Consider the following 24,214-nt stretch of genomic DNA (forward strand, 5'->3'; position numbering starts at 1 on the left):
CATGAAAAATGGCAAATTGATTATTTTTTCAGCCCCCTCCGGTTCGGGCAAGACTACTATTGTCCGAAAGCTGCTTGAAAAGGATCTCAAAATGGAGTTTTCTATATCTGCAACCACAAGAGCTCCGCGTGGCAATGAAAAACATGGCGTAGATTACTACTTTTTAAGTCCGGAAGAGTTCCGGACAAAAATAAACAAGGGCGAATTACTTGAATGGGAAGAAGTATATAATGACAAATACTATGGCACTTTGAAGAGCGAAGTAGAACGCATTACCTCAAAAGGTAATAATGTAGTGTTTGACGTAGATGTGGTGGGTGGACTAAATATAAAAAAAATGTATGGCAATAGAGCTATTGCCATTTTCATCCAACCTCCTTCAATAGGCGAGTTAAAAAACAGGTTGGAGATGCGCGGAACAGATTCAAAGGAAGTTATTGAACAAAGAGTCAACAAAGCCGAAAAAGAATTGACCTACGCCCAGGATTTCGACCAGATCGTTGTTAATAACAACCTGAATAAGGCCATTGAACAAACAGAAAAACTACTGAATTGTTTCTTGAATGCCTAATATGGATAAAAATATAGGCCTGTATTTCGGCTCCTTTAATCCGGTTCACGTAGGCCATCTAGCGCTGGCAAATTTCATAGTGGAAAATACCAGCCTGGATGAAATTTGGTTTATTGTCAGTCCACAAAACCCCTATAAAAATGCTACTGAACTATGCAATGCCAGCCATAGGGTCAATATGCTAAGGTTATCCATCAGCCAATACACCAAATTCAAAGTCTGCGATATCGAATTAAAACTGGCCACCCCTTCATACACATATGCGACTATGCGGGAACTAAGAAAAACACACCCTGAGCATCGTTTTACAATCATAATAGGCAGTGATAACCTGCCCCACCTCAGAAGATGGAAAAATGCAGAAGAAATCATAACCCACCACTCATTTATCGTATATCCTCGTCCTCTTCATCCCATAAACCCACAAGATCTATCAGATCAAATTCAGGTATTTAAGGCACCTGTTTTTGACATTGACTCCACAAGCATTCGAAAAGGAATTCGTAATGGCAAAGACTACCGTTTTCTAGTTCCCCAAGAGGTATTTCAGTATATAACTGATAATCATCTATTTTTATAAACTACCCTACACAACAGTACAATTATTTCAGAGACAATACAAGATTCCAAGGTAAGCAATCTGTTATCCATACCCCCTGAGCAGCTATATTAAATGGCCTCATATCTAGTGATTTCCACATTGATGCCCCTCTTCATCATGCGGAGGACACACTTCTGAATTACCCTTATTACCACTTAGCCATTGCGCAAGCACTTGATCTGTGGCACCACTAAACCCCATAAATACTTCAACATTGGCTGCCTTCAACTTAACAATAGCTCCCTGCCCTATTCCTCCGGCTAACAAAACCTCAACACCCTCTTTAGCCAGCTCCTCTGCAAGATTGGACTTACATCCACAATCCTCTGCCCCCTCATAAAAAGAAGTATTTAATATTTTATTCTGTGCTGACAATGTATAAATGACAAACTTTTCACAATGCCCAAAATGTTTATCTACCTGTTCTCCCTTAAAAGGCAATGCGACTTTTTTAGTACGTAACTTCAAATCTAGCATAACTCACACCTTTATTGTATTAATTTTATATATCCTTACCTACCTTTCCTCAATGACTAACACATACCCATTAACCAATGCAGTTGCCACTTTTTCCCGCGCTTTTTCTAATATACGTCCAAAAGTCTGACGTGAAACACCCATCTTTTCCGCGGCTTCTGCATGATACAGGCCCTGCTCATCCGCTAAACGGATGGCTTCATACTCATCTAATGCAACGCTTACTTGCCGCAACTTACAAGCCTGAATACCCGCCGGTTTAAATACATAAGCATTCGGAAATTGTCCGATCTTTCGGCATCCTTTGGTACGTGACATAACAATCAATTTTTGCACGAAAATAGGCATATGACCACTGTATTGCAATAGCATGTTTTTATTCAGAAAGATTCCATCCTGCAGAAGCATTCCCTCATACAATGCTCAAAAAGCTCAGAATTAACTGAACTTATCAACTAATCTATTTGTATATTAGAACAAATAAAAATTGATCATAACTATTAAAATTATTTCAAATGAATTTGAATATAAAAAACCAAACTTTTTTGGTATGTGGAGTGACCAGTGGTTTTGGAAAAGCTACCGCAGCACATTTAATAGCAGAAGGTGCAAAGGTAATTGGGGTGGCACGCACGGAGTCTGCACTCAATAAACTAAGTAAAGAACACAAGGAAAAACTCATCCCTTATTGTGGCGACCTAACAGATACCGACACAGTTATAAAAATAGCTAAAATAGCCGCATCCAGCAATATATCGGGTGTATTCATCAATGCAGGAGGACCTCCTGCCATGCTATTTGAAGAAACTGAACTGAAAGACTGGGATAAAGCATACCATCAACTATTACGCTGGAAGGTAGCGCTTACGCAGGCTTTACTACCTCATTTTAAAGAAAAGCAATACGGCAAAATTGTATACCTAGAAAGTGCTTCCGTCAAACAACCCATTGATTATCTCATACTCAGCACTTCACTTCGCTTATCGGTAGTAGGTATGATGAAAACCTTGTCACAAGAAATGGCAGGAAATGGTATCACTTTTAATATGCTTGCCCCTGGTTACCATGCCACCCCAGCCATTGAGCGCTTAATACAAAAATCTGCCGACCAACAAAAAATAAGTTTTGAAAGCGCTCAAAAAAATCTGATAAACCAACAACCAACACAAAGCATAGGAAACCCAGAAAACCTGGCTTCACTTGCTGCTTGGTTACTTTCTCCTCTATCTGAATTTGTAAATGGTCAGATATACGCCATCGAAGGTGGAACACTGAAAGGAACACTATAAATTCAAATATACCAGCGAAAAGAAAATCATCTCAAATGACAACACCACGTTGGTTATAGTTTTACTATGACTACGAAGAAAAATACAAAAAACTGATCCATATAATAGCATATACAAGTCCTTGCCCAAACAACCCCGTTAGTATTTTTTAACATTAATTAGTTTGTTATAAGTACTTACACTCACATCCAATCGTCCAACATAACGTCTTTTTACTAATTTTGCGGGCTGGTTTTGTTAAGAACAGTATTCTTCAATCCCAGTAAAAAAGTAAACGAAAAACCTTATATAATGAAATCTACTTTCTCTTTTATTGACAAGCGACAAGGATCCGTCAAAGATGATATACTTTCAGGAATAACCGTTGCTTTAGCACTAGTACCCGAAGCAGTGGCGTTTGCCTTTGTGGCTGGCGTATCCCCCGTAATAGGTCTTTACGGTGCTTTTATGATGGGCTTAGTAACATCCATATTAGGCGGTCGTCCAGGCATGATATCGGGTGCAACAGGAGCCTTGGCTGTAGTAATGGTAAGTCTAATAAAAGAAGGTGTTGACATGGGTGGAGAATCTGCTGGTGTACAATACCTGTTTGCTACCATCATCTTAGCCGGAGTTTTTCAGATGCTCGCAGGCCTTCTTAAACTGGGTAAATTTATCCGCATGGTACCACAGTCGGTAATGATGGGTTTTGTAAATGGCTTAGCAATCGTCATATTCACCTCACAACTAGGTATGTTTAAAGTAGATGGAGAATACCTATCTGGCTCTCCCTTGTGGGTCATGCTAGGCTTGGTCGGCTTAACCATGGCCATCATGTACCTACTGCCTAAATTCAGCAAAAAAATTCCGGCTGCCTTGGTCGGCATCGTTGTTGTTTCCCTCATCGTAATACTAGGAGGAATAGAAACCGAAACCGTACGTTCCTTTGTTGTATCCAAAGGAGGAACCGGGATCAAAGCCGGATTACCTGATTTCAATATACCAATGATACCCTTCAATATGGAAACCCTGCGTTTTATAACTCCCTATGCATTGATACTGGCTATGATTGGGCTCATTGAATCATTGATGACCCTAACTTTGGTTGACGAACTAACCGAAACACGAGGTAGTGGCAATCGCGAATGTGTTGCCCAGGGAATAGCTAATATTACCAACGGATTTTTTGGCGGCATGGGTGGTTGTGCTATGATAGGTCAAAGCATCATTAACATTAAGTCGGGTGGTAGAGGCCGTTTGTCAGGTATAGTTGCCTCGCTGTCTCTTTTAGCCTTTATTCTTTTCGCATCCACGTACATTGAGATGGTTCCCATTGCGGCACTTGTTGGTGTTATGTTCATGGTCGTGATTGGAACCTTTGCCTGGAGTACCTTTAAAATTATCAACAAAGTACCCGTGGCTGACGTAATTGTGATTGCTTTAGTAACCATTCTAACCGTAATATTCGATTTGGCGCTTGCTGTAGCTGCAGGAGTTATTGTAGCAGCTCTGGTTTTTGCATGGGAAAATGCCGTAAAAATACGTGTCACAAATGTAACCGACGATAAAGGTGTGAAACATTATATTGTACACGGCCCCTTATTTTTTGCTGCTACTACTTCTTTCATCTCTAAATTCGATGTAAAAAATGACCCCAAAGAAGTAGTAATCAGTTTTGAAGACTCCAGAATTATGGATCAATCAGCCATCGAGGCCATTAATAAACTGGCAGAAAAATATCAGTTAATTGGAACCAATGTTCATTTACGCTATTTAAGCCATGATTGTGTGAAATTAATTAAACGAGCAGAAAAAATATGTGATGTCAACATACTCAAAGACCCGGATTATCATGTGGCCATCAACGACTATCGAAAGAAAGTAGAACTCTTAAAAGACTAAAACATACCCACAACCTATAATAAAATACAAATTGGCTTTAAACTTTTTTCTTTTTACTATGTTTACATTCTAAACAAAATAATTAAACAATGAACAAATTAGATGTAAAAGTAACCTTCGCTGGTAACCCGGTAACTATTTTAGGAAACGAAATAAAAGCAGGTGACAAAGCTCCGGATTTCACCGCTCTCAATAATAAATTAGAACCCGTAAAACTATCCGACTTTGATGGAAAAGTAAAAATAATAGTGGTTTATCCATCTATTGATACGGGTGTATGTGCTGCCCAAAACAGACGTTTTAATGTAGAAGCCAACAACTTAAAAGATGTGGTTGTTCTTTCTGTCTCTGTTGATTTACCCTTTGCCCAATCGCGTTTTTGTGGTGCAGAAGGATTGGATAGTATCATCACCTTATCTGATCATAAAGAGTTAGATTTTGGCGAAAAATATGGTTTTGTGATTGAAGAATTACGATTATTAACCCGTGGTACTGTAATTATAGACAAAGATGGAATAGTAAAATACATAGAACATGTTCCAGAAATCACCAACGATCCTGATTACGAAAAAGCATTGGAAGTAGCCAAAAGCTTAATTTAAAAAACATACACCTTGCTTATAAAAACCGCTTACGAAATATCGCAAGCGGTTTTTTTTTGCCTTGTATATCCTACTTTCTTACTTTTAATTCCCCAAACGCATATAGAATGCACTACGATTTAAAATGACTGCCAATAGAGCCATAAGTACACTTATTTTTCAACGGCCATCTGTAACTCGCTAAAATTATTCACACTTCTCCGTGTGAAATACTTTATCACGGCACCATTCAATCACCATAGCAACCCCATTACTCATTTCAACATTAAATTAACTTATCGATAGATAGCTCTTTTCAATAAAGGCTCATCTCTACAATTTCTAGTTAAATAAAAATACTATATTTGTTATAATCCGGTGCGAGCATAAAAATGTGCGTATAAAACTCTGCCAAGCAAAAACTAACAGCATATGCCATGTATAGACTTATACTTCTTACAGCACTTAATTGTATGGTCATCAACGCCATTTCACAAGTCACACTTTCTGCAGACGGTACTACCGACACCTATCAACTTATTAACTCAGTTTTGGCTCCGAATTACAATGTAATAGAGGTTCCCGATTGCGGCCACATAGCGTTTGGACCACACATAGATCAGGTATATGATGACGATCTAAAAAAATATGTTTTTCGCTTTCATATCCATACTGCTTACGACTCAGACAGGTGTATAAACTACGATAGACAAAGATGTGAAATAAAGACCTACGACCAATCGCCTGATCATCTAAAAGGTACATTGGGAGAAACAGTTACATACAAATGGCTCTTTAAATTGGAAGATGCATTTGCAGCAAGCAGCAGCTTTACGCACCTTCATCAATTAAAAGCCGTTGGTGGCAGCGAAGAAAGCATGCCCTTAATAACACTAACAGCAAGGAAGGGAACACCTGATCAACTGGAGCTTCGTTATGCAGAAGCATTATCACAAACCTCAATTTACAAAACAAGTCTAGAGCCCTTTAAAGGCGCTTGGGTGGAAGCCACAGAAGTAATAACTTACGATGAAGATGGAGCATACAGCATAATCATCAAAACTTTAAACAACGAAGAAATACTTTTCGAATACAGTTCCAAGGCTATTCGCACTTGGAAAACAGATGCCAGCTTTATTCGTCCTAAATGGGGTATTTACAGAAGCTTAAACGATTCTGATAATCTAAGAGACGAGATCATACATTTTGCAGACTTCCGCATCATAGAATCGGGAGGTACCCCGGTAACGAATCTATATAATCATGAAGAAATTATCATCTATCCAAATCCGTGCAAGGGTCACTTCACCTTGTCAAATACACTAGGCAAAGATATACTTATAAGTTCTTCAAACGGTGAAATTATATATACTAAAAACAAACTAACGCAAAATACGCTGGAGTTGAACAAACTACCACCTGGCGTTTATATCATAAAATTAAGCACCCATAAGGATATCTACTCACGAAAAATAATAGTAAACCCTTAGCAACAACAAGAAAGTTCTTTACTTTCTTTAATGACATTTAGCTATGATTCTTCACTGACATACTGGTCAATAATAACAGAAACTGAGGCATCTCCAGTCACATTCACCGTTGTCCTCACCATATCCAAGATACGATCTACAGGTAAAATAATGGCAATCCATGCAGGATTCAATCCTACCGACTGCAACACCACCATCAGCATCACAATGCCCGCACTAGGAATTGCAGCGGAGCCGATACTGGCCAGTGTAGCTGTTAACACCACTGTAATTTGCTGCCCCAAGGTAAGATCGATCATATGCAATTGCGCCAAAAACAAGACAGCAACAGCCTGATACAGACTGGTTCCATCCATATTAACCGTAGCGCCTATAGGCAATACAAATCCGGCTGTTTTTTTATCTACACCCAAATTCTCCTCAACACATTCAAATGTCACAGGTAAGGTAGCAGCACTGGAACTGGTAGAAAAAGCCAAGGCCTGTGCAGGACTGATACCACGTAAGAACTCAAAGAACTTTCGTTTAGGCACCAATAACTTTAAAACACCCGGATAAATAGCAAAGGCCATTAAGAGCAAGCCAATTAGAACGGTCAACGAATACCATCCCAGCCCCTTAAAGATCTCTACAATTTTAGCAGGATTATCTCCTGCAATATCATTCACTACGCCTGCCATCAAAGCAAAAACAAAAAAGGGAGCTCCTTTCATGATAATATCAACCATTTTGATAAAAACTTCCGAAGCGCCATCCACAAACTGAATGATGGTGCGGGATTTATCTGCAGGAATATACAATAAGGCTATTCCAAAGAATATTGCAAAAAAGATGATCTGAAGCATAGAACCGTTACCTGCTATTGCATTAAAAGCATTCTCTGGCACCAAATCAACCAATGCCTGCAACGGCCCTTGTTTTTTTTTAGGCTTCAATTTGTCCACTATTTCATTTTCACGCTCTATTTGTAACAGCGCCTCCTTCACCTTAACAATATCTTTATTTTCGGGGCTATCAGAAAATCGCAGACCATCTTTTATCTCTATCTGGTTGTTATCAGCCCACAATTCATAAGCAATTCTATTTTCCAATCTCACCTCATCAGACAATGCCTTACCTGGCTTAAAAGTATTTACCAGCACTAAACCCAATGACACAGCTACCACGGTGGTAAGCAAATATAAACCAAGGGTTCTCACTCCTAATCGTCCCAAATCTTTGGGGTTACCCAAGCTCACAATCCCACTAATAATAGAAAACAAAATCAGCGGAATCGCAATCAACTTAAGCAGTTTGATAAATATTTTACCAAAGGGATCAATCCAGTCGCTCGTAAAGCCCTGCCAACCCAAATAACCGGACAATATTGCCCAAATAGCCCCCAGAACAATACCTGCTATTATTTGTAAATAAAGAGGTACATTTTTCATATGATTATAATTTGTTTTTCAGTTGCCATATGGAACTCGCAAGAAAATTCTTAGGTTTATGAATACATTTTATTCAGATAAATCATATCTACCATGACCATCGCGGCCATTGCTTCAACAATAGGCACTGCACGTGGCAACACGCATGGATCGTGACGTCCCTTAACGGTAGTAGCCACTTGCTCCCCTTGTTTATTCACCGTGTTCTGTTCTTTCAATATAGTCGCAATAGGTTTAAAAGCCACATTCATATAAATATCTTCTCCATTGGTAATCCCTCCCTGAACACCTCCAGAGCGATTTGTTCGAGTTCTCACTTTATCACCGTCCATATAAAACTCATCGTTGTGCTGTGTTCCCTTCATCTCTGTGGCCTTAAAGCCCATACCGTATTCAAAGCCTTTAACAGCATTGATACCCAACATGGCCTTACCCATTTGTGCATGAAACTTATCAAAGACAGGCTCTCCTAATCCAACGGGAGCATTCTTCACCACACAGGTGATTACACCACCCACAGAATCCTTATCCTGACGAACCTGATCAATATATTGAATCATCTTCCCGGCTACCTCAGCATCCGGACAACGCACTATGTTTTCCTCTGCTTTTGACAAATCCATTTCGGCATATGATTTTTCTAACTTAATGGAACCTACTTGCGAAGTATAGGCATTGATTTGAACACCATACTGTTTCAAAATAAGCTTGGCTATAGCTCCGGCAACTACCCTGGCTATCGTCTCACGCGCCGAAGAACGACCGCCTCCCCTATGATCGCGGATACCATATTTTTGCTGATAAGTATAATCTGCATGCGAAGGACGGTATACATCCTTTATGTTACCATAATCCTTAGAACGTTGATCTGCATTCCAGATTAAAAAACCAATCGGTGTACCCGTGGCTTTTCCGTCCAGAACACCAGATAAAATCTCCACCCTATCTTTCTCGTCACGCGGTGTTGTGATCGTACTTTGTCCAGGACGACGGCGATTTAACTCACCTTGAATAAAATCCATATCCAATACAACCCCTGGCATCACTCCCTCTATAACACCACCTACTGCTTTTCCATGTGACTCCCCAAAAGAAGTCAATTTATAAAAATTACCAAATGAATTTCCGGCCATATGTTTATTCGATTAAGTGATTTTTTTGACATAAAACATCAGGTAAAACAGAGAATTAATCAAAAATCATTACCCAATGCTATAAAATAACATGATCTAAGTCACAAAAATAGAAAATTGATTGGCTTTACGATAAGGTTTCCCATAAAGTTCACTATGTTTTTTTTCAGAAGAGAGACACCTCAGGTATAAAGCCAGACAGATAGCCATTATAATACCAACCAACACAATGACTTTATCCCAAAAAAAAGCTTGTTTTCAATTGAAAACAAGCTTTCATATCACTCATGTCTTTATTTATTATCCGATTTAGCTTCACCGGAATTATGAACATCCACAACCTCCTGAACCTGATCCATCTGAACCACAAGATCCGCTATCACAACCAGCTTGTTCTCCACTTCCACAACCACAGCCAGATCCACAACCGCCACCGCCAACAGCAGCCATCATTTCTTCATCTGTAGCTTCACGTACCTCCTTAACGGCACCTGAAAAATAAAGATCGTCACCAGCTAAAGGATGGTTGAAATCCATTTTTACAGTATCATCTGTAATATCCAACACAATACCATTTAAACGATTTCCTTGGGCATCTTGCATTGGCACCATATTTCCAACTTTAATCAAGTCTTCATCTATTTTACCATCCACCTCAAAGATATTCTTTGGAATATCCACTTTAGCCTCTTCATTCACCTGACCGTAGGCTTCGTCAGCGCTTAATTTAAAACTAAAATCATCTCCAGCTTTCAATCCGTCCAACTTTTCTTCGAACATCTGTAGCATACGTCCTGTTCCAAAAATAAACTCTAGTGGTTTATCTTCGGTAGTTTCCTCTACAATCTCTCCCTCAAACCCTTGTAATCTTAGTACGTAAGATAATGTTACGAACTTGTTTCTAGTAATTTCCATATGTATAAACTTTTATTTTTTTTAATTCTAATTATAATGCAAAGAAAGCGAGTTTTTTAGAATATGCAAAAAGCACTCCAAAAAAACAGACATTCTTATCTGAATTATTAAATCTATTCATAAACAATGTATTTAATTGTTGAATGAATTTAACATTCCAAAATGATGGGAATAGGTGAGCATTTGTTCCGAATAATCTGTATTATAATCAACAATCACATCCTGAATAACTCCCCCTTCTTTACGTAAGCTCAAATTAGGATTTAAAAATCCAGTAAAAGGTGGAAGATCTAACTTTTTAAACCTATCCAACACCTCACGATGAAGCCCTTGATCTAATTTAACACCGTAAGCCTCCACAATGTTCTGTGCAGCTTCAAAATCACCTTCTGATTTTATTCGTTGAATTTCTCTCAGCATGTGGCCAAATAAATCTCTCAACCTATCAAAGTCATTGATTTTAAAGTACGTTTTACCGTTTTCAATAAACTTTTCAATCACTTTACCCTCACCTTTTTCAAACACCCAGGCAGCAATAAGTTGTCGATTACGCATATGCGCCTGTTGAATATCTTCGCCCAATTTAATACGCGTCATCTGAGTCAACAAACCGTTGCGGATATAGGCGTTATAATGCGACTGAGCGGCATCCAGACTGGGCAATAAACCCAGCTCAACCATTTTAGCATCGTACATAAAATACAGTCCGCACAAATCAGCCCTTGCTTCCTCAATAACCGAACCATAATTTTTTAGTGCTTCTGAAGTCACCCCTGGCAACATTTTCCCTGAACCGTGGCCAATACATTCGTGCAGATGAGTATGCAAGTTATCAGCAATGGCACCATATTTTTTTTCCAGCTCCACCTCCCGGGCGCTCCCTGCAAATTCCTCTATAAACCCAGAACTAAGCGATGCTTTATGGTGGGCATTTGAAATATTAGTAAGCGTAACTGATTTGGAGCCATGTTTTTCTCGAATCCATTCCGCATTAGGCAGGTTAATACCCAAGGGACTTGCAGGATAACAATCTCCACCCAGCATAACAGCACTAATAGCCTTTAAAGAAACACCCTTTATTTCCTCTTTTTTAAAACGTTGCTCAGTGGGTGATTCCCTTTCGAACCACTGTGCATTTTGGGCAATTATCATGGCCTTACGCGTTTCTTCCTGATCCACCAATTGCACAAGTCCTTCCCATGTGGCTTTCATACCCATGGGGTCTCCATATGTTTCAATAAAACCGTTGATAAAATCCACATCTCCACTCAAAGCGCCAACCCATTTAATGGAAAAATCATCAAAAGATTTCAGATCACCACTTTCGTAAAATTCGATCAATAAACGTATGATGGAGGCCTGTGTTTCATTTTCAGCGTAATCCAGCGCCCTATTCAGATTCAAACAAATACCCTCCAGGGCAGCACTATATTTACCTCCTATTTTATATACTTGTTCAACGATTTTCCCTTCCGTTTTTACTAGTTTAGTATTCAAACCCAATGACAAGTTTTCATTTAGATGATTCGCTTTTTGCTTCTGGTAATAATCCTCTACCTCTGCCTGTGAAACATTCTCATAAAAATTATTGCCTGAAGCTTTTATCAAATCAACACATGAACTGGTATCCACCCTTTTGGGCAAAAAATCCTTATGGAAAATTATTTTTTTAATAAGAGATAAATGATCAGCTTCCAAGTGACGTTCCGTTATTTTTCCCACACCAGGACTTAATTCTGCCAACCACGAGTTAAACGATTCTCTTGAAAATTCTGGCTCAAACTTATCTGAGCTATAATGATGATGCGGACCACTAGCAAACCACACTTTTTTCAGGTAAACCACAAAACGATCCCATTCCTTCCCTTTGGCATCTTTATTTTTAAGATAAATAGCTTCCAAAACATCCCGCAATAACAAGTTATACTTACCATGTTGATCCCACAGAATGTCTCTTCCCGCCAACGTGGCTTGCGAAAGGTAATAAATCAATAATTTTTTATTCAAAGAAAGATCCTCAAAGCCAGGAACTTCAAAACGCAATATCTTTATATCATCAAATTTTTCTGCAAAAACTTTCATATTTATATCTTATGTAAAAGATGCACATAAATTCTCCCAATACCCTTCTACCAGAGAATGTGCACATCTCAATTATTTTAACAAACTTACTTCTCTTCTACTTTAGGATTTCTAACATCCACATTTTTATATAGTACCCATTTCCCTTTTTCGTAAACATAGGCATCATATGAAAAATCAGGACCATAAAACCTAAAGTTATCCTGATAAAGAGGGCTCGATGGTGCCAGATGATCCAAAATAATTCGTTTCTCATCTTTGTCGTACCGTAACAACATATTGCTAGCAGCAGTATATTCAAAAACCAGCCGTTTCATCACATACCTGTCCTTTTGAAAAACAGAATGACCAAAACGTACTTGTCCATTACCCACTACTTGCATCGTTTCAATCACCTTTTTCTTGGTCATCTCATTGTTGGGCTTATACCCCAATAACACATAGTATTTTCTCTTTTTACTATCCTGTGTACTTATCAGGTCATAATAAATAGCTCCATACCATTTTTTTGCACTCAACGAAGAACGCTCAGGCGATCGAATCAGCTGCGTATTGTCCACCAACTTAGATACCTTAATACCTCGATCTGTTTTAACAATAACAGCCCCATAAAAGTTATTGGATGCATTGGGCAAAGGCAAGTTCCAAGTACATACTTTTACTTTTTTATCATCTGAAAACAAACTCGAAATACGTTTTAAACCTTTAAAATCGTTTGAAAAATTCTCTGGATTATTCCATAGAATAGTCATCCTTTTTTCTATTTCATCATTAAGTTCCACCCTCTTTCCGGAGGTGTTCAATTTTAATATCTCTTCGAATAAACACATGGTAGCCACGTCGCAAAATTCCAAATAAATCTTCCCTTCCGAAACAAAAGAAAATGTAAGAGGATAAAAGGTCATACCTTCTTCGTTTAATCTGGACAGACTTAAACGAAGCGCTCCATTGCCTTTTCTGGAATGATGTCTTATTTTATCCTGATAACCATGTATACACTTTTTTTCGCCCGTTTCTCCATACAAAACAAACCAATCAACTCGATATATGACCTCCTCCTTAAAGGTATTGAAATAAAATATTTCATATTTCGAGTCACTTGATTTCGTATACTTGATATAGGTTGAATCATTTATATGACTGGATGAAGAAGCATAGGTCAAAAATTCACTAAAATCCTTAGCAAACTCAGCCAATTGGTATTTTTTCTCATTCATATCCACCTTTTCTGAGATAGACCTTGCGCGCATATCATATTTTTGAAAGCTCTCCTGTCCTGAAACACTCAGCGAAAAAAGAAATATCAAAAAAAATACTACTCTACATATATACATTTATAAATATTTTAATACTTTTATACCCTAAACCATATCAAATCATCGTTGGATTAAAAATTCCACATAAACACAATCACAAATTCTGTTCGAAATTATGAAGATTTGGGAGAAAATAAAAAAACAAAGACCACAGCGAATTGTTTTAGCTATAACAATTGGTGCAGTATTGGGGTATGCTTATTATTATTTCATTGGGTGCAGTACAGGAAGCTGTCCCATCACATCGAATCCTATAAACAGCATCTTATATGGCGGATTTGCCGGATTGGTTGTAAGTATTCAGTAATGAATCTATACAAGGTCAACGGTCTACAACCACCCCCTTCAAAAAAAGTGCACCAATAAGCCATCGCCTATCTGACCGAACAACAGACCGTTTCGGCTTTAACAAGAGGCTACCAAGGACTTTTAAAGCAGCTCTGAGTGGTCAACATTTAGCTTATCCTGCATTCACAAACCTATTCCCAATTTAAAATTACTTTTCCACTATTACCTGTTTCCATCACATCAAATCCTTTTTGAAAATCATCAATTGAATATCGATGGGTTATCATAGGCGCCAGATTGATACCCGAAAGTAACATCTGTTCCATATGATACCAGGTCTCAAACATTTCTCGTCCGTAAATTCCTTTCAGGGTAAGTCCTTTAAATATCACCTTACTCCAATCAATTTGAGTATTAGACGGTTGAATTCCCAGTAGAGATATTTTTCCCGAATTATACATATTATCTAACATGGAATTAAAAGCTACAGGGTTACCCGAGCACTCCAAACCGATATCAAAACCCTTCATATTTAATTCTTTCACCACATCCTTCAGGTCTTCTTTCAAAGGATTCACCACACGCGTGGCACCCATTTTTCGAGCCAGCTCAGCTCGGTAATCATTGGTTTCTGTAGCCACCACAAAACGTGCGCCTGCAAATTTAGCAATGGCCACACACATACTTCCAATCAGGCCACTTCCGGTGACAATCACATCTTCGCCAATAATAGGAAAACTTAAGGTAGTATGGGTAGCATTTCCAAAGGGATCCATGATGGAGGCAATTTCATCAGGTATTTGGGGATGTACCTTGACTATATTATGTGAAGGCACTTTTACATATTCGGCAAACGCTCCATCAATATTTACACCAATACCAATAGTATTTTCACAAATATGCTGACGTCCTCTTCGGCAATTTCTACAATGTCCACAAGCAATGTGACCTTCACCAGTAACCCGATCTCCTTCCTTTAGCTCCTTTACTTCAGAGCCCACTTTAGCTATATATCCCACATACTCATGACCAATAGTCATAGGAGTTTGAATGGTTTTACGCGCCCATTCATCCCACAAATAAATATGCAAATCAGTACCGCAAATAGCTGATTTTACAACTTTTATCAACACCTCATTCACGCCTATTTGTGGCACATCCACTTCCTGCATCCAGATACCTTTCTCTGGTTTTGCTTTTACCAATGCTTTCATCTTTTCCATCATCTATAGCTAATTAAGAAATGATTATATGATTAACATGAAGATTTCAAAGTTGTGGATATAGTTACTCTTGTTCAATGACAAATCTCAATAATTTCAAAAGCTTTGTATTATTATCAAGTACATATCAAAAATTTACGCATATATATTACACTAACTATCACGCAACCATTTATAAAACTCCATTTGGGCTCTGAACGCCGGTGCATCTTTGTCTGCATTTCTAATTTTATTCTCCAAATCATTATTTAAATCTCTGGCAGAACAATTATCTTTCATTTGCATATCCAGTTGCATCATAATTTCCCGTTTCAATTTTTTATCGTAGATAGGACATGCCACCTCAATACGGCGATCCAGATTTCGAGTCATCAGGTCGGCCGACGAGATATACATTTTCTCGTTTCCATTATTATGGAAAACAAAAATACGTGAGTGCTCCAGAAATCTATCGATGATACCAATAGATTCAATGGCATTTTCGGGTTTATCAAATTCTGAGAATACAGAAAACATACCCCGTACATTTAAACGCACTACAACACCAGCCTTTTGGGCTTTATAAAGCATTTGAATCAGTTCAAAATCGACCAAGTTATTCACCTTAATATATATGAATGCCTTTTTCCCCTGACTCGCATTTACAATTTCCCGCTCAATATTATTCTCCAGGGAATTCCGCAAATAAAAAGGAGATACCAATAGATGATTAAAGAAGGGTATATTATAATTCTTATTAAAAAACTCAAAGATAGAGGCTATTTCGTTGGCTATGCCAATATGCTTGGTAAACAAAAGGTGGTCGGCAAAAATACTGGCCGAGTCCTCATTAAAATTACCCGTACCCACACATACATAGTTTGCCAATCGACTTCTTTCTTTTCGCACCACCAAACACAATTTGGCGTGCACTTTTAAGCCTGGCACACCAAAAACAACTTTCACACCAGCATCTTCTAGACTATTGGCCCACTTAATATTTGCCTTTTCATCGAAGCGTGCCTGCAACTCCATTACCGCAGTCACTTTTTTACCATTACGCGCAGCGTTTTTAAGTGCTTTCATCACACCCGAATTACGTCCTACACGATAAATAGTAATTTTTATCTCCCTCACAAAAGGGTCAATGGAGGCTTCACGCAAATAGTCAATAAAATGATGAAACGAATGGTATGGGAAATGAAGCAAAATATCTTTTCTGGTAACAACCGAAAAAAATGATGTTTGCGGTTTAATGTCTTTATGGGCAATGGGAGCCAATGACGGATAGGTCATCTTTTTATTACCAAATTTAGGGAATCCGATAAAATCTTTAAAATTATGATACCTCCCCCCCTTGATAACCGAATCATCAGTTGTGTAGCGCAGCTTTTTCAGAAGCATATTCAACATATCTTCGGGCATTAACTTATCGTATACAAAACGGACAGGGTGAGCTTCCTTCCTACGTTCCAATCCCTTCGAAATTTTCTTCACATAGCTTTCAGAAATATCATCATTGATATCCAGTTCTGCATCCCTTGTTAGCTTAAAGGTAAAAGCACTAATCTCGTCGAACTTGAACATATAGAACATATCATACAATTCGTAGCGAATCACATCATCCAAAAGCATCACATACTTTTTTCCATCGTTGGATGGCAACAAAACAAAACGATCCAAGCCCGACGGAATTTCCACCAAAGCATAATTAACCTTGTTTTGTTCCGTATCTTTTAAATACACGGCCAAATAAATACCGTCATCGGCCAAATCAGGCAGAGGTCTTCTTTTATTAATAATAATGGGCATTAAGTTACCACGAACCTTTTTTTCGAAATAGCGATTCACAAACTCCCCTTGATCATGGGTAAGGTCTTTTTCATTAATCAAATAGATATCTTCTTTGGCAAGATCAGCAATTATTTTGTCGTATGTTTCACCAAACATCTTTCCCTGCTTAATCACGATCTTATGGATCTCCTTCAGTATTTCCTGAGGTGAACCTCCTTCAAATACGGTTGTTTTATCCAGCTGTACAATCCTTTTTAATATGGCAACACGTACACGGAAAAATTCATCCATATTGTTGGAATAAATTCCCAGAAACTTTATCCGTTCAATTAGCGGAACATTATCGCGGGAAGCCTCCTGCAACACCCTTTCATTAAAAGACAACCAGCTAATTTCCTTACTTCTAAAGTTTAGTACGCTCATACTTAAATTGGATTGAATGACAGATTATGATAAAAAAACATACGACTCACAAACGAGCCCTTAAAAATAGAAAATATCTTGTGAACATTGCTGTTGTTTATCCACAAAAAAGATGAACAAATGATTAAACTATCGGTTGTAATACAGATTCCACCACAAGGATATAAACGATCAAAATATAAGAATTATAAAAATGAATACAAGTAGAAAGAGGTTAAACCTACATGAAATATTAGAGATAAGACACTTAACAGACTCAACGTTTGTGATTAGGTTCGAAAAAAACAACATGAATTTTTCGGCTGGACAACACGTATGTGTGGGTCCACCCAATGGTATTCACACCCGCGAATACTCTATTTACAGCGCAGAGGATGCTCCTTTTATTGAGATTTTGGTAAAAGAAGTTCAAAATGGATTAATTACGCCTGTATTAAAAAAATTAAAAGTCGGCGATTCTGTGGTTGTTGAGGAACCCGTTGGATACTTTGGCTTAAATAACAAAGAAAAATTCAACAAAAAATATTTGTTTATCGCTACCGGCACCGGCATCTCCCCCTTTCATTGCATGGTGAAATCTAACCCCGACTTAGATTATAGAATAGTTCATGGCGTAAGAACAGCCAGCGAAGGATATGAAAAAGATGAATACGATGCATCGCGCTACACCCTATGCTCCTCAAGGGATACCAGTGGTGATTACATCGGTCGTTTGACAAATTATTTGCAAGAATTAGAGATTGATAAAGATTCTGAAGTATATTTGTGCGGAAATTGCAACATGATACACGATGCTTATGATATCCTAGAAAACAAAGGAATACCGAATGAGCAGATTCATGCTGAGGTTTATTTTTAAAGCAGATGGTGAAATAATGGAGAATAGACATCAGACTAAATTCCACTATCTCTAATCTCAAAGTTTAATTATCTAATAGAGAATTGTGAAGTACTTTTTAATGACACTGGGTTGTCAAATGAACATGAGTGATTCGGAACGCGTGGCATCTGTATTGGATGCAGCGGGATGCGAAAAAGTAGATACAGAGGAGGAAGCAAATTTCATAGGGATACTTGCATGTTCGGTCCGACAAAAAGCGATTGATAAAGTCTACTCCAGAATATCGAAATGGAACAAGTGGAAGAACAAGAAAAACTTGGTTACTTTTATTTCGGGCTGTATGCTTCCCGACGACAAAGAAAAATTCTTGAAACTCTTTGATATTGTTTTTACGATGCCCGAACTACCACAGCTGCCTCGTATGCTAGGTGAGTATGGCATCTCTAATCCTTTATCTCTGATAGCCCAACCTCAATCGCCGGTTGACGAAATCAAACTATTCTGGAAAGTAAAACCTAAGTACGACAGTACATTTGAAGCCTTTGTTCCTATTCAAAATGGTTGCAATAAGTTTTGTACCTATTGTGCGGTTCCTTACACCCGTGGGAGAGAGATATCCAGACCTTCTGAAGAAATATTAGACGAAGTAAGAATCCTGGTGCATAAAGGGTATAAAACCATCACCCTGCTTGGACAAAATGTGAACTCCTATGGATTAGATAAAAATGGTGAGGAAATGAGTTTTCCAGAATTGCTGGAAAAAGTTGGCCAAATAGGTGAAGAAACAGACCATGAATTTTGGGTATATTTCACCTCTCCTCATCCGCGCGACATGACAACCGATATATTCCATATCATTGCCAAATACCGCTGTTTAGGAAAACAAATTCACTTCCCCCTTCAAAGTGGCGATGAGAAGGTTCTGATTAAAATGAACCGCAAGCACTCTCTGGCCAAATATCGCGAAAGCATGGTAGCCCTGCGTGAAATTCTTCCGCAAGCAACTGTATTTACCGATATCATTGTTGGCTTTACGGATGAAACGGAAGAACAGTTTGAAAATACACGCAAAGTTATGGAAGAGTTTAAATACAATATGGCATATATTGCCATGTACTCTCCTCGTCCAGGAGCCGCTTCTTATAGTTGGGAAGACAGCATTGCTATGGAAGAAAAGAAAAGAAGATACGCCGTTTTAAGTGAAGAACTGGCCAAACATACCTACGCATACAATCAATCTTTAATTGGTAAAACACTAAAGGTATTGGTGCGTGAACACGACCGAAAAGACGGCTACTTATCGGGTCACACCGAAGGAAAACTGGTAATTCGCTTTAAATCTAGCGACGAAAACCTCATCGGCCAAATCATTGAGGTCAAAGTAACTGAAGCTGCCAAATTTTCCTTGGAAGGGGAACGTATTGCTGTAAAGAGTTTACAATAAACTAGCTCATAAGTAAGCATTGCTTACAAAATACGATACTTACACCATAGACAAAGCCGATCATCCTCTGATCGGCTTTGATTTTTTCCGTACAGCTCTTTTTACGGATCACGCACAAAAGTTGGGTCTGTAAAAAAAGTATTTATTTAACTGTCAAATAGAAACAAATAAAATAAATTGTGAAAGAAGAATTACCATCGGAGTAAAGCCTGCTGGCCCTGATACAACATAGCCAGTAGAAAAAAAACTAAAACTCCACCCTATACGTAAAATAAGGATACACCATTGTTAAACCATGTTCAACCTCCTTGCTCTTTTCAAAATCATAAGCCCAAAATAATCTCCTTGTATAATCTGAGAATTTTACATTACTGTAATTATTGAGGTATTGCATATTTGGGCATTTTCTCCCCTTTGTGCGAAGCTTCAAAAATCTTTTCTGCTTGGTAGTCACTGATGGTATATCCGGTATGTTTTTCCACATTTTCCTTTAAGGCACGAGGAGAATCTGACATCCCAAATATTTGCGACAAGGAACGATCTTGCGCTGCCATCTTTCTGAAATTTTCAAAAGAAAGCGCCTTGGTAATGGTTTCCCACATTTCTCCATTTACACATTTAAATGATTCTTTTTCATCTGAATCTACTTTGCGATAAGCAATACCCAGACCTCCTGTTTCATGATCAGCACAAAAAATAAGCAAAGTCTTTTTAGGTCGTTGTTGATACAACACATAGGCATCTTTTAGCACCTCATCCATTTCTACCACAGCCCTATACACTGCACCTACATCATTCGCATGTGCTTCCCAATCTATACGGGCACATTCTATCATTGTAAAAAATCCATTTTTATGGTTGTTAGAAACTAGTTCCAGTGCTTTTTTACTCATTTGTGCCACCGTGGGTATTTCCTTGTTCTGCAGGTTCCTATCGATGGGTGCCGGAAGTCCTCCGACAGAAAAAAATCCTACCACCGGTGATCCAACCTTTAACTGCTCCATTTGGCTCGTATTATGAACCATTTTATATTGCTTCTTCATAAAAATATCCAGCAGGTTTTTATCATCTTTACGAGCAGACATGGACTGTGAAAAATGGCTATCTTCAAATCCTTCCATATCTTTGAATCGACTATCGTGTGGGATAAAATTTTCTGCACCTCCGCCAAATATAATATCGATACGGTTATCTTCCGCCAGTTGCCTGGCTATTTCCGTCTCGTTATTACGATCTATCGAATGACCATAGAAAGCGGCTGGTGTAGCATCTGTGATAGCAGCATCAGTCACCAAAGCAGTCTTCATTCCTCTACGCACTGCTATATCCATAACACTTACCAATGGTTTTCCTATGGTATCCACACCTACCATATCCATACGTGTTTTGGTACCCGTAGCAATGGCTGTTCCTGCAGCAGCCGAACCGGTTACCAGTCCTCCGGCCGGATTGGTCAACACATATCCACAATCGCCTTCCTTCATAATTTTCTCAAACATGGTTATTTGTTGATCTCCATTAGCTTTGCGCATATACACCGGCAATGTCATATGGACGGGGCCCATACCATCACCAATCACTAAAATAACATTTACCTTATTTTCAACGGCCTGCTTCATAACCTCAGCTATTTGGGTATTGGAAATAATCCCTTTGAGTTGTTTGGTATATTTTTTAGGCCCCACACTCCCTATGGGAATGGGTGTAGCCGTATGAAAAGACGTCGACCACACCACCTGACTTTGTGAAAAAGTAGCTCCTTTATATAAATAATAAGGCGTCGAATGCGGATACCAAATAGAAGTCTCAGGGCAATACATGGCCAAAGAATCTGCCAAAATGCTTTGCGAAAAAGCAGGGACATAGCTGCTAAACACTAACAAGGTAATGCTTAATATTTTTCGAATCATCATAATAAGTCTGTTATAGAAGGCTTAATGAATGCATAAAACATTCATCATAAAACCCGAATATATAAATTTGGAATAGTAAAAGTTCTGCAACCCACAAGGGCACAGAACTTTTTGAAGCTTTATTCAATCATTAAGAAAGGCATTAAACTCATCTGGTTTATCAACACCCATCAAATCCACCTTTTCATTTTGGAACAATTGCCAAAAGCTTAGGCTTTGCGGTAATCGTCCCGGAGTATTCCAAAAACGTAACAATTTATGCTGCTCATGGCATTGATTTACAATGTCTCTTAATTTTTGGCACTCATGGGGAGTCATCGCTCCTTCTCCGTCCCAGCTAAAATGCTTTTCCCAATTATCACTCACCAAAGGATAAAAGGTATAATCATAAGCAAAACTAATGGAGTCAATTCGTCCATCCAGCGCACAATACCTGAATGTTTGCTCAAATATAGTGCTCGGCCTATCACCGGACAGAATAATCGTGACATGATTTTTCTGCAATCTATGCTTAGCAAATACGCTAAGCATAGGCCTGTAATCATCCAGTTTACTTTCTAATATCCGATAACTCTCTTCCCCTTTTTCCTTTATATCAACCATTAAAATTAGCGTATCCAACTGTTTATTTCGATACAGTTCATAAAGGGGCATCAGATACAACTCCTCCAGACTTTTATACTCACTCAGCTCCCCTAAGGAATGTCCTACCAATAGTCGATCGCCCACAGGAAACACATCCGCCTCTACCGATACCATACCCCATCGCAATGCATCAAACAAGGGTCTGGGATGGTAGTAGTCGTTATGAGAATGTCCGCCTTTTATTTTTAATCCTTCAGTTGGATGGCAAGCATACATGCTCACCACGCATAGTAATAACAAGATCATTTTTAAAACCATAGTTACTTATTTTTTCATCCAATCCATATTTTAGGAATTGGATGAAACGTGCATATTATTGATTCCATTAAGTTATTAATAACCCTCATTTTGCAACAATACTTTACTTTCTTCAATCTCTTGAGGAGGAATGGGCCACACATGGTTTACAACGGGATCATAACTACGTGAAGACCATACCTCCTTCACTTCAAATGGTGAGTCAGGATCCGATAAATTACTATGAATACGTCCGTGCAATGGCTTAGCATAAGTAGCTTCAGCATCGTGCCAGCGTACCAAGTCTTGATGCCTGTCAGACCATTCGGCTGCCAACTCAACCCTTCGTTCGTGCTTTAAGTCGTCCATTGTTGCACCGCTAATAAGTCCCAAACCAGCTCTTTTACGCACTTCATTCAAAGGAGCATCGCCATTTTTTCCTTGCATCAACAAGCCTTCCGCTTTAAAAAGCAATACCTCAGCGTAACGTATCAATGGCATATTAAGGTCGGTCGTGGGGTAATCTCCATTGGGATTCACAGTGGTTCCTACACAATCTGCGGTTCTATAAGGATCCATAAATTTATTAAATTGGAAACCTGTACGGTTATTGGTGGAATAATAACGTATATTCTCTCCAAAATACTGAAAATCATCACCAAACTTAAGAATCGTAGCTTCGCGTCGCTCATCGCCATCTTCGTACTCTTCGTACAATTCATTGGTGGCATGCCAGTATCCCCATCCATTGAACTTACCCCAACCTTTGTTCTCTAAAAATACAGATGGTGTAATACACCCCCTTTCATCACTACTTACAAAAGACCAAATATACTCCTTACTCCAGTTATTCTCTATCTTAAACACATCGGCATAATCATCCAGTAATTCATGTTGATTGGTCCCGATTACCTTATCGGCATACTCCACTACTTTTTCATAACTTGAAGCATCGTACTCTGCATTATACAAATATGCTTTGGCAGCATAAGCCCAACACGCTGTTTTATGAGGTCGACCATAATCTTCAGCCTTCAGCTCATCAAAATAGGGTAATAAATCAGCCGCCTTATCAAAATCACTAACACACTGCATATAATTATCGCTCACATGAGCCGCTCTAGCTACATCCAATTCCGTTACTGGCGTTCCCTCTGGTACAATAGGTATACCTGCTCTGTCATCACCATATCGTGGAGCCAGCCACATATATGCCCATCCTCTTAAAAAATAAGCCTGTCCTACTATAAAATCCTTCAAGTCGGCATCTATATCCATACCCGGAACATTTTCCATAATAGCATTGGCTCTAGCAATAACACGATACATCAAGCGCCAGTTATTAGCAGTATAACTATTTGAACCGTCATCAATAAAGTTTTTCATATTTACCGACTGGGCCTTATCCCTTCCTACCACCATATCGTCACTGGCGCAGATATACCACATAAAACCTCGGCCTACCACACCATCATCGGTAAAGTGTGTATAAAGTGCATTCACAGCTGCTTTGGCATCCCCTTCTGTATTCCAGAAGTTATCGGTTGCAGCAGCCCCGTACTTGTCGTTTTGCAAAAAATCATCGGAACATGCGAAAGAACTTACTGCCAGCATCAACACCAACACAAATTGATATATTGTTTGTTTCATTGTTTTATTAT

Annotated in this window: 21 protein-coding genes; 9 read left to right on the forward strand and 12 right to left on the reverse strand. The window is 38.6% G+C overall.

The genetic code is table 11. The features are described 5' to 3' along the window. The first annotated feature begins 1 nt into the window (after position 1). Complete coding sequence (gene gmk, locus CYTFE_RS0110140) at positions 2 to 571, forward strand: guanylate kinase (RefSeq protein ID WP_044213827.1); 570 nt, start codon at positions 2 to 4, stop codon at positions 569 to 571. A 1-nt stretch (position 572) separates the two neighbouring features. Next, positions 573 to 1,151, forward strand: a complete 579-nt coding sequence (gene nadD, locus CYTFE_RS0110145) for a nicotinate (nicotinamide) nucleotide adenylyltransferase (protein ID WP_027471696.1) — start codon at positions 573 to 575, stop codon at positions 1,149 to 1,151. Between the two features lie 105 nt (positions 1,152 to 1,256). On the opposite strand, the gene CYTFE_RS0110150 is transcribed toward nadD, so the two are convergent. Then, positions 1,257 to 1,649 carry a NifB/NifX family molybdenum-iron cluster-binding protein gene (locus CYTFE_RS0110150; protein WP_027471697.1) on the reverse strand — a complete coding sequence of 131 codons (393 nt, stop codon included), beginning with the start codon at positions 1,647 to 1,649 and terminating at the stop codon, positions 1,257 to 1,259. 39 nt (positions 1,650 to 1,688) lie between these two features. After that, on the reverse strand, positions 1,689 to 2,015 hold the full coding sequence (locus tag CYTFE_RS26040) for a DUF134 domain-containing protein (RefSeq protein ID WP_211238164.1): 327 nt from the start codon (positions 2,013 to 2,015) through the stop codon (positions 1,689 to 1,691). Between the two features lie 149 nt (positions 2,016 to 2,164). On the opposite strand from CYTFE_RS26040, the gene CYTFE_RS0110160 reads away from it, so the two are divergent. From CYTFE_RS0110160 to CYTFE_RS0110175, 4 genes are all read left to right on the forward strand, one after another. Next, positions 2,165 to 2,938: an SDR family oxidoreductase gene (locus CYTFE_RS0110160; RefSeq protein WP_027471698.1), complete on the forward strand. Its 774-nt coding sequence runs from the start codon at positions 2,165 to 2,167 to the stop codon at positions 2,936 to 2,938. A 291-nt stretch (positions 2,939 to 3,229) separates the two neighbouring features. Beyond that, positions 3,230 to 4,819, forward strand: a complete 1,590-nt coding sequence (locus CYTFE_RS0110165) for a SulP family inorganic anion transporter (RefSeq protein ID WP_027471699.1) — start codon at positions 3,230 to 3,232, stop codon at positions 4,817 to 4,819. A gap of 89 nt (positions 4,820 to 4,908) precedes the next feature. Further along, a complete protein-coding gene (gene tpx, locus CYTFE_RS0110170) occupies positions 4,909 to 5,421 on the forward strand; it encodes a thiol peroxidase (RefSeq protein ID WP_027471700.1) in 513 nt (170 codons plus the stop codon). A gap of 416 nt (positions 5,422 to 5,837) precedes the next feature. Next, positions 5,838 to 6,890 (forward strand): T9SS type A sorting domain-containing protein, encoded by a 1,053-nt coding sequence (locus CYTFE_RS0110175; RefSeq protein ID WP_027471701.1) that lies wholly within the window; start codon positions 5,838 to 5,840, stop codon positions 6,888 to 6,890. A 41-nt stretch (positions 6,891 to 6,931) separates the two neighbouring features. Here the strand turns inward: CYTFE_RS0110175 and CYTFE_RS26045 are convergent, their stop codons facing one another. From CYTFE_RS26045 to CYTFE_RS0110200, 5 genes are all read right to left on the reverse strand, one after another. Then, positions 6,932 to 8,320: a dicarboxylate/amino acid:cation symporter gene (locus tag CYTFE_RS26045; protein ID WP_044213820.1), complete on the reverse strand. Its 1,389-nt coding sequence runs from the start codon at positions 8,318 to 8,320 to the stop codon at positions 6,932 to 6,934. Between the two features lie 56 nt (positions 8,321 to 8,376). Then, on the reverse strand, positions 8,377 to 9,453 hold the full coding sequence (gene aroC / locus CYTFE_RS0110185; protein WP_027471702.1) for a chorismate synthase: 1,077 nt from the start codon (positions 9,451 to 9,453) through the stop codon (positions 8,377 to 8,379). Positions 9,454 to 9,777: 324 nt separating this feature from the next. Next, entirely contained in the window at positions 9,778 to 10,368 is a 591-nt protein-coding gene (locus tag CYTFE_RS0110190; protein ID WP_027471703.1) for an FKBP-type peptidyl-prolyl cis-trans isomerase, read from the reverse strand. A 132-nt stretch (positions 10,369 to 10,500) separates the two neighbouring features. Then, a complete protein-coding gene (locus CYTFE_RS26050) occupies positions 10,501 to 12,450 on the reverse strand; it encodes a dipeptidyl-peptidase 3 family protein (RefSeq protein WP_200871397.1) in 1,950 nt (649 codons plus the stop codon). A gap of 86 nt (positions 12,451 to 12,536) precedes the next feature. Then, a complete protein-coding gene (locus CYTFE_RS0110200; protein WP_027471704.1) occupies positions 12,537 to 13,784 on the reverse strand; it encodes a hypothetical protein in 1,248 nt (415 codons plus the stop codon). A gap of 97 nt (positions 13,785 to 13,881) precedes the next feature. Between CYTFE_RS0110200 and CYTFE_RS26055 the strand changes: the two genes are divergently transcribed. Further along, on the forward strand, positions 13,882 to 14,073 hold the full coding sequence (locus tag CYTFE_RS26055) for a DUF6132 family protein (RefSeq protein ID WP_044262731.1): 192 nt from the start codon (positions 13,882 to 13,884) through the stop codon (positions 14,071 to 14,073). Between the two features lie 172 nt (positions 14,074 to 14,245). Here the strand turns inward: CYTFE_RS26055 and tdh are convergent, their stop codons facing one another. Further along, positions 14,246 to 15,280: an L-threonine 3-dehydrogenase gene (tdh, locus tag CYTFE_RS0110205; RefSeq protein ID WP_235208281.1), complete on the reverse strand. Its 1,035-nt coding sequence runs from the start codon at positions 15,278 to 15,280 to the stop codon at positions 14,246 to 14,248. Between the two features lie 150 nt (positions 15,281 to 15,430). Next, complete coding sequence (ppk1, locus tag CYTFE_RS0110210) at positions 15,431 to 17,473, reverse strand: polyphosphate kinase 1 (RefSeq protein ID WP_027471706.1); 2,043 nt, start codon at positions 17,471 to 17,473, stop codon at positions 15,431 to 15,433. A gap of 193 nt (positions 17,474 to 17,666) precedes the next feature. On the opposite strand from ppk1, the gene CYTFE_RS0110215 reads away from it, so the two are divergent. Both CYTFE_RS0110215 and miaB read left to right on the forward strand, forming a co-directional pair. Further along, positions 17,667 to 18,332 carry a ferredoxin--NADP reductase gene (locus CYTFE_RS0110215; protein ID WP_027471707.1) on the forward strand — a complete coding sequence of 222 codons (666 nt, stop codon included), beginning with the start codon at positions 17,667 to 17,669 and terminating at the stop codon, positions 18,330 to 18,332. A gap of 85 nt (positions 18,333 to 18,417) precedes the next feature. Then, positions 18,418 to 19,758, forward strand: coding sequence for a tRNA (N6-isopentenyl adenosine(37)-C2)-methylthiotransferase MiaB (gene miaB, locus CYTFE_RS0110220; protein ID WP_027471708.1), 1,341 nt, complete (start codon positions 18,418 to 18,420; stop codon positions 19,756 to 19,758). Between the two features lie 377 nt (positions 19,759 to 20,135). Here the strand turns inward: miaB and CYTFE_RS0110230 are convergent, their stop codons facing one another. From CYTFE_RS0110230 to CYTFE_RS0110240, 3 genes are all read right to left on the reverse strand, one after another. Continuing rightward, complete coding sequence (locus tag CYTFE_RS0110230) at positions 20,136 to 21,671, reverse strand: alkaline phosphatase (RefSeq protein ID WP_027471709.1); 1,536 nt, start codon at positions 21,669 to 21,671, stop codon at positions 20,136 to 20,138. Between the two features lie 123 nt (positions 21,672 to 21,794). Beyond that, the gene (locus CYTFE_RS26060) at positions 21,795 to 22,574 is read right to left on the reverse strand and encodes a PI-PLC domain-containing protein (RefSeq protein WP_154665649.1); all 780 of its coding nucleotides are present in this window, start codon (positions 22,572 to 22,574) and stop codon (positions 21,795 to 21,797) included. A 75-nt stretch (positions 22,575 to 22,649) separates the two neighbouring features. Then, a complete protein-coding gene (locus CYTFE_RS0110240; protein WP_027471710.1) occupies positions 22,650 to 24,203 on the reverse strand; it encodes a RagB/SusD family nutrient uptake outer membrane protein in 1,554 nt (517 codons plus the stop codon). Between the last annotated feature and the right edge of the window lie 11 nt (positions 24,204 to 24,214).

This window comes from Saccharicrinis fermentans DSM 9555 = JCM 21142, from assembly GCF_000517085.1.
Classification (GTDB): Bacteria; Bacteroidota; Bacteroidia; order Bacteroidales; family Marinilabiliaceae; genus Saccharicrinis; species Saccharicrinis fermentans.

Excerpts from the sequence above, each read along its gene's own strand:
- CYTFE_RS0110240 (WP_027471710.1), bottom strand. The coding sequence starts at position 24,203 with ATGAAACAAACAATATATCAATTTGTGTTGGTGTTGATGCTGGCAGTA.
- aroC (WP_027471702.1), bottom strand. The coding sequence starts at position 9,453 with ATGGCCGGAAATTCATTTGGTAATTTTTATAAATTGACTTCTTTTGGG.
- CYTFE_RS0110150 (WP_027471697.1), bottom strand. The coding sequence starts at position 1,649 with ATGCTAGATTTGAAGTTACGTACTAAAAAAGTCGCATTGCCTTTTAAG.
- CYTFE_RS26055 (WP_044262731.1), top strand. The coding sequence starts at position 13,882 with ATGAAGATTTGGGAGAAAATAAAAAAACAAAGACCACAGCGAATTGTT.
- CYTFE_RS0110165 (WP_027471699.1), top strand. The coding sequence starts at position 3,230 with ATGAAATCTACTTTCTCTTTTATTGACAAGCGACAAGGATCCGTCAAA.
- ppk1 (WP_027471706.1), bottom strand. The coding sequence starts at position 17,473 with ATGAGCGTACTAAACTTTAGAAGTAAGGAAATTAGCTGGTTGTCTTTT.
- tpx (WP_027471700.1), top strand. The coding sequence starts at position 4,909 with ATGAACAAATTAGATGTAAAAGTAACCTTCGCTGGTAACCCGGTAACT.
- CYTFE_RS26060 (WP_154665649.1), bottom strand. The coding sequence starts at position 22,574 with ATGGTTTTAAAAATGATCTTGTTATTACTATGCGTGGTGAGCATGTAT.
- CYTFE_RS0110230 (WP_027471709.1), bottom strand. The coding sequence starts at position 21,671 with ATGATGATTCGAAAAATATTAAGCATTACCTTGTTAGTGTTTAGCAGC.
- CYTFE_RS0110190 (WP_027471703.1), bottom strand. The coding sequence starts at position 10,368 with ATGGAAATTACTAGAAACAAGTTCGTAACATTATCTTACGTACTAAGA.
- CYTFE_RS0110215 (WP_027471707.1), top strand. The coding sequence starts at position 17,667 with ATGAATACAAGTAGAAAGAGGTTAAACCTACATGAAATATTAGAGATA.
- nadD (WP_027471696.1), top strand. The coding sequence starts at position 573 with ATGGATAAAAATATAGGCCTGTATTTCGGCTCCTTTAATCCGGTTCAC.
- tdh (WP_235208281.1), bottom strand. The coding sequence starts at position 15,280 with ATGATGGAAAAGATGAAAGCATTGGTAAAAGCAAAACCAGAGAAAGGT.
- CYTFE_RS0110160 (WP_027471698.1), top strand. The coding sequence starts at position 2,165 with ATGAATTTGAATATAAAAAACCAAACTTTTTTGGTATGTGGAGTGACC.
- CYTFE_RS26050 (WP_200871397.1), bottom strand. The coding sequence starts at position 12,450 with ATGAAAGTTTTTGCAGAAAAATTTGATGATATAAAGATATTGCGTTTT.
- CYTFE_RS26045 (WP_044213820.1), bottom strand. The coding sequence starts at position 8,320 with ATGAAAAATGTACCTCTTTATTTACAAATAATAGCAGGTATTGTTCTG.
- CYTFE_RS0110200 (WP_027471704.1), bottom strand. The coding sequence starts at position 13,784 with ATGTATATATGTAGAGTAGTATTTTTTTTGATATTTCTTTTTTCGCTG.
- gmk (WP_044213827.1), top strand. The coding sequence starts at position 2 with ATGAAAAATGGCAAATTGATTATTTTTTCAGCCCCCTCCGGTTCGGGC.
- CYTFE_RS0110175 (WP_027471701.1), top strand. The coding sequence starts at position 5,838 with ATGTATAGACTTATACTTCTTACAGCACTTAATTGTATGGTCATCAAC.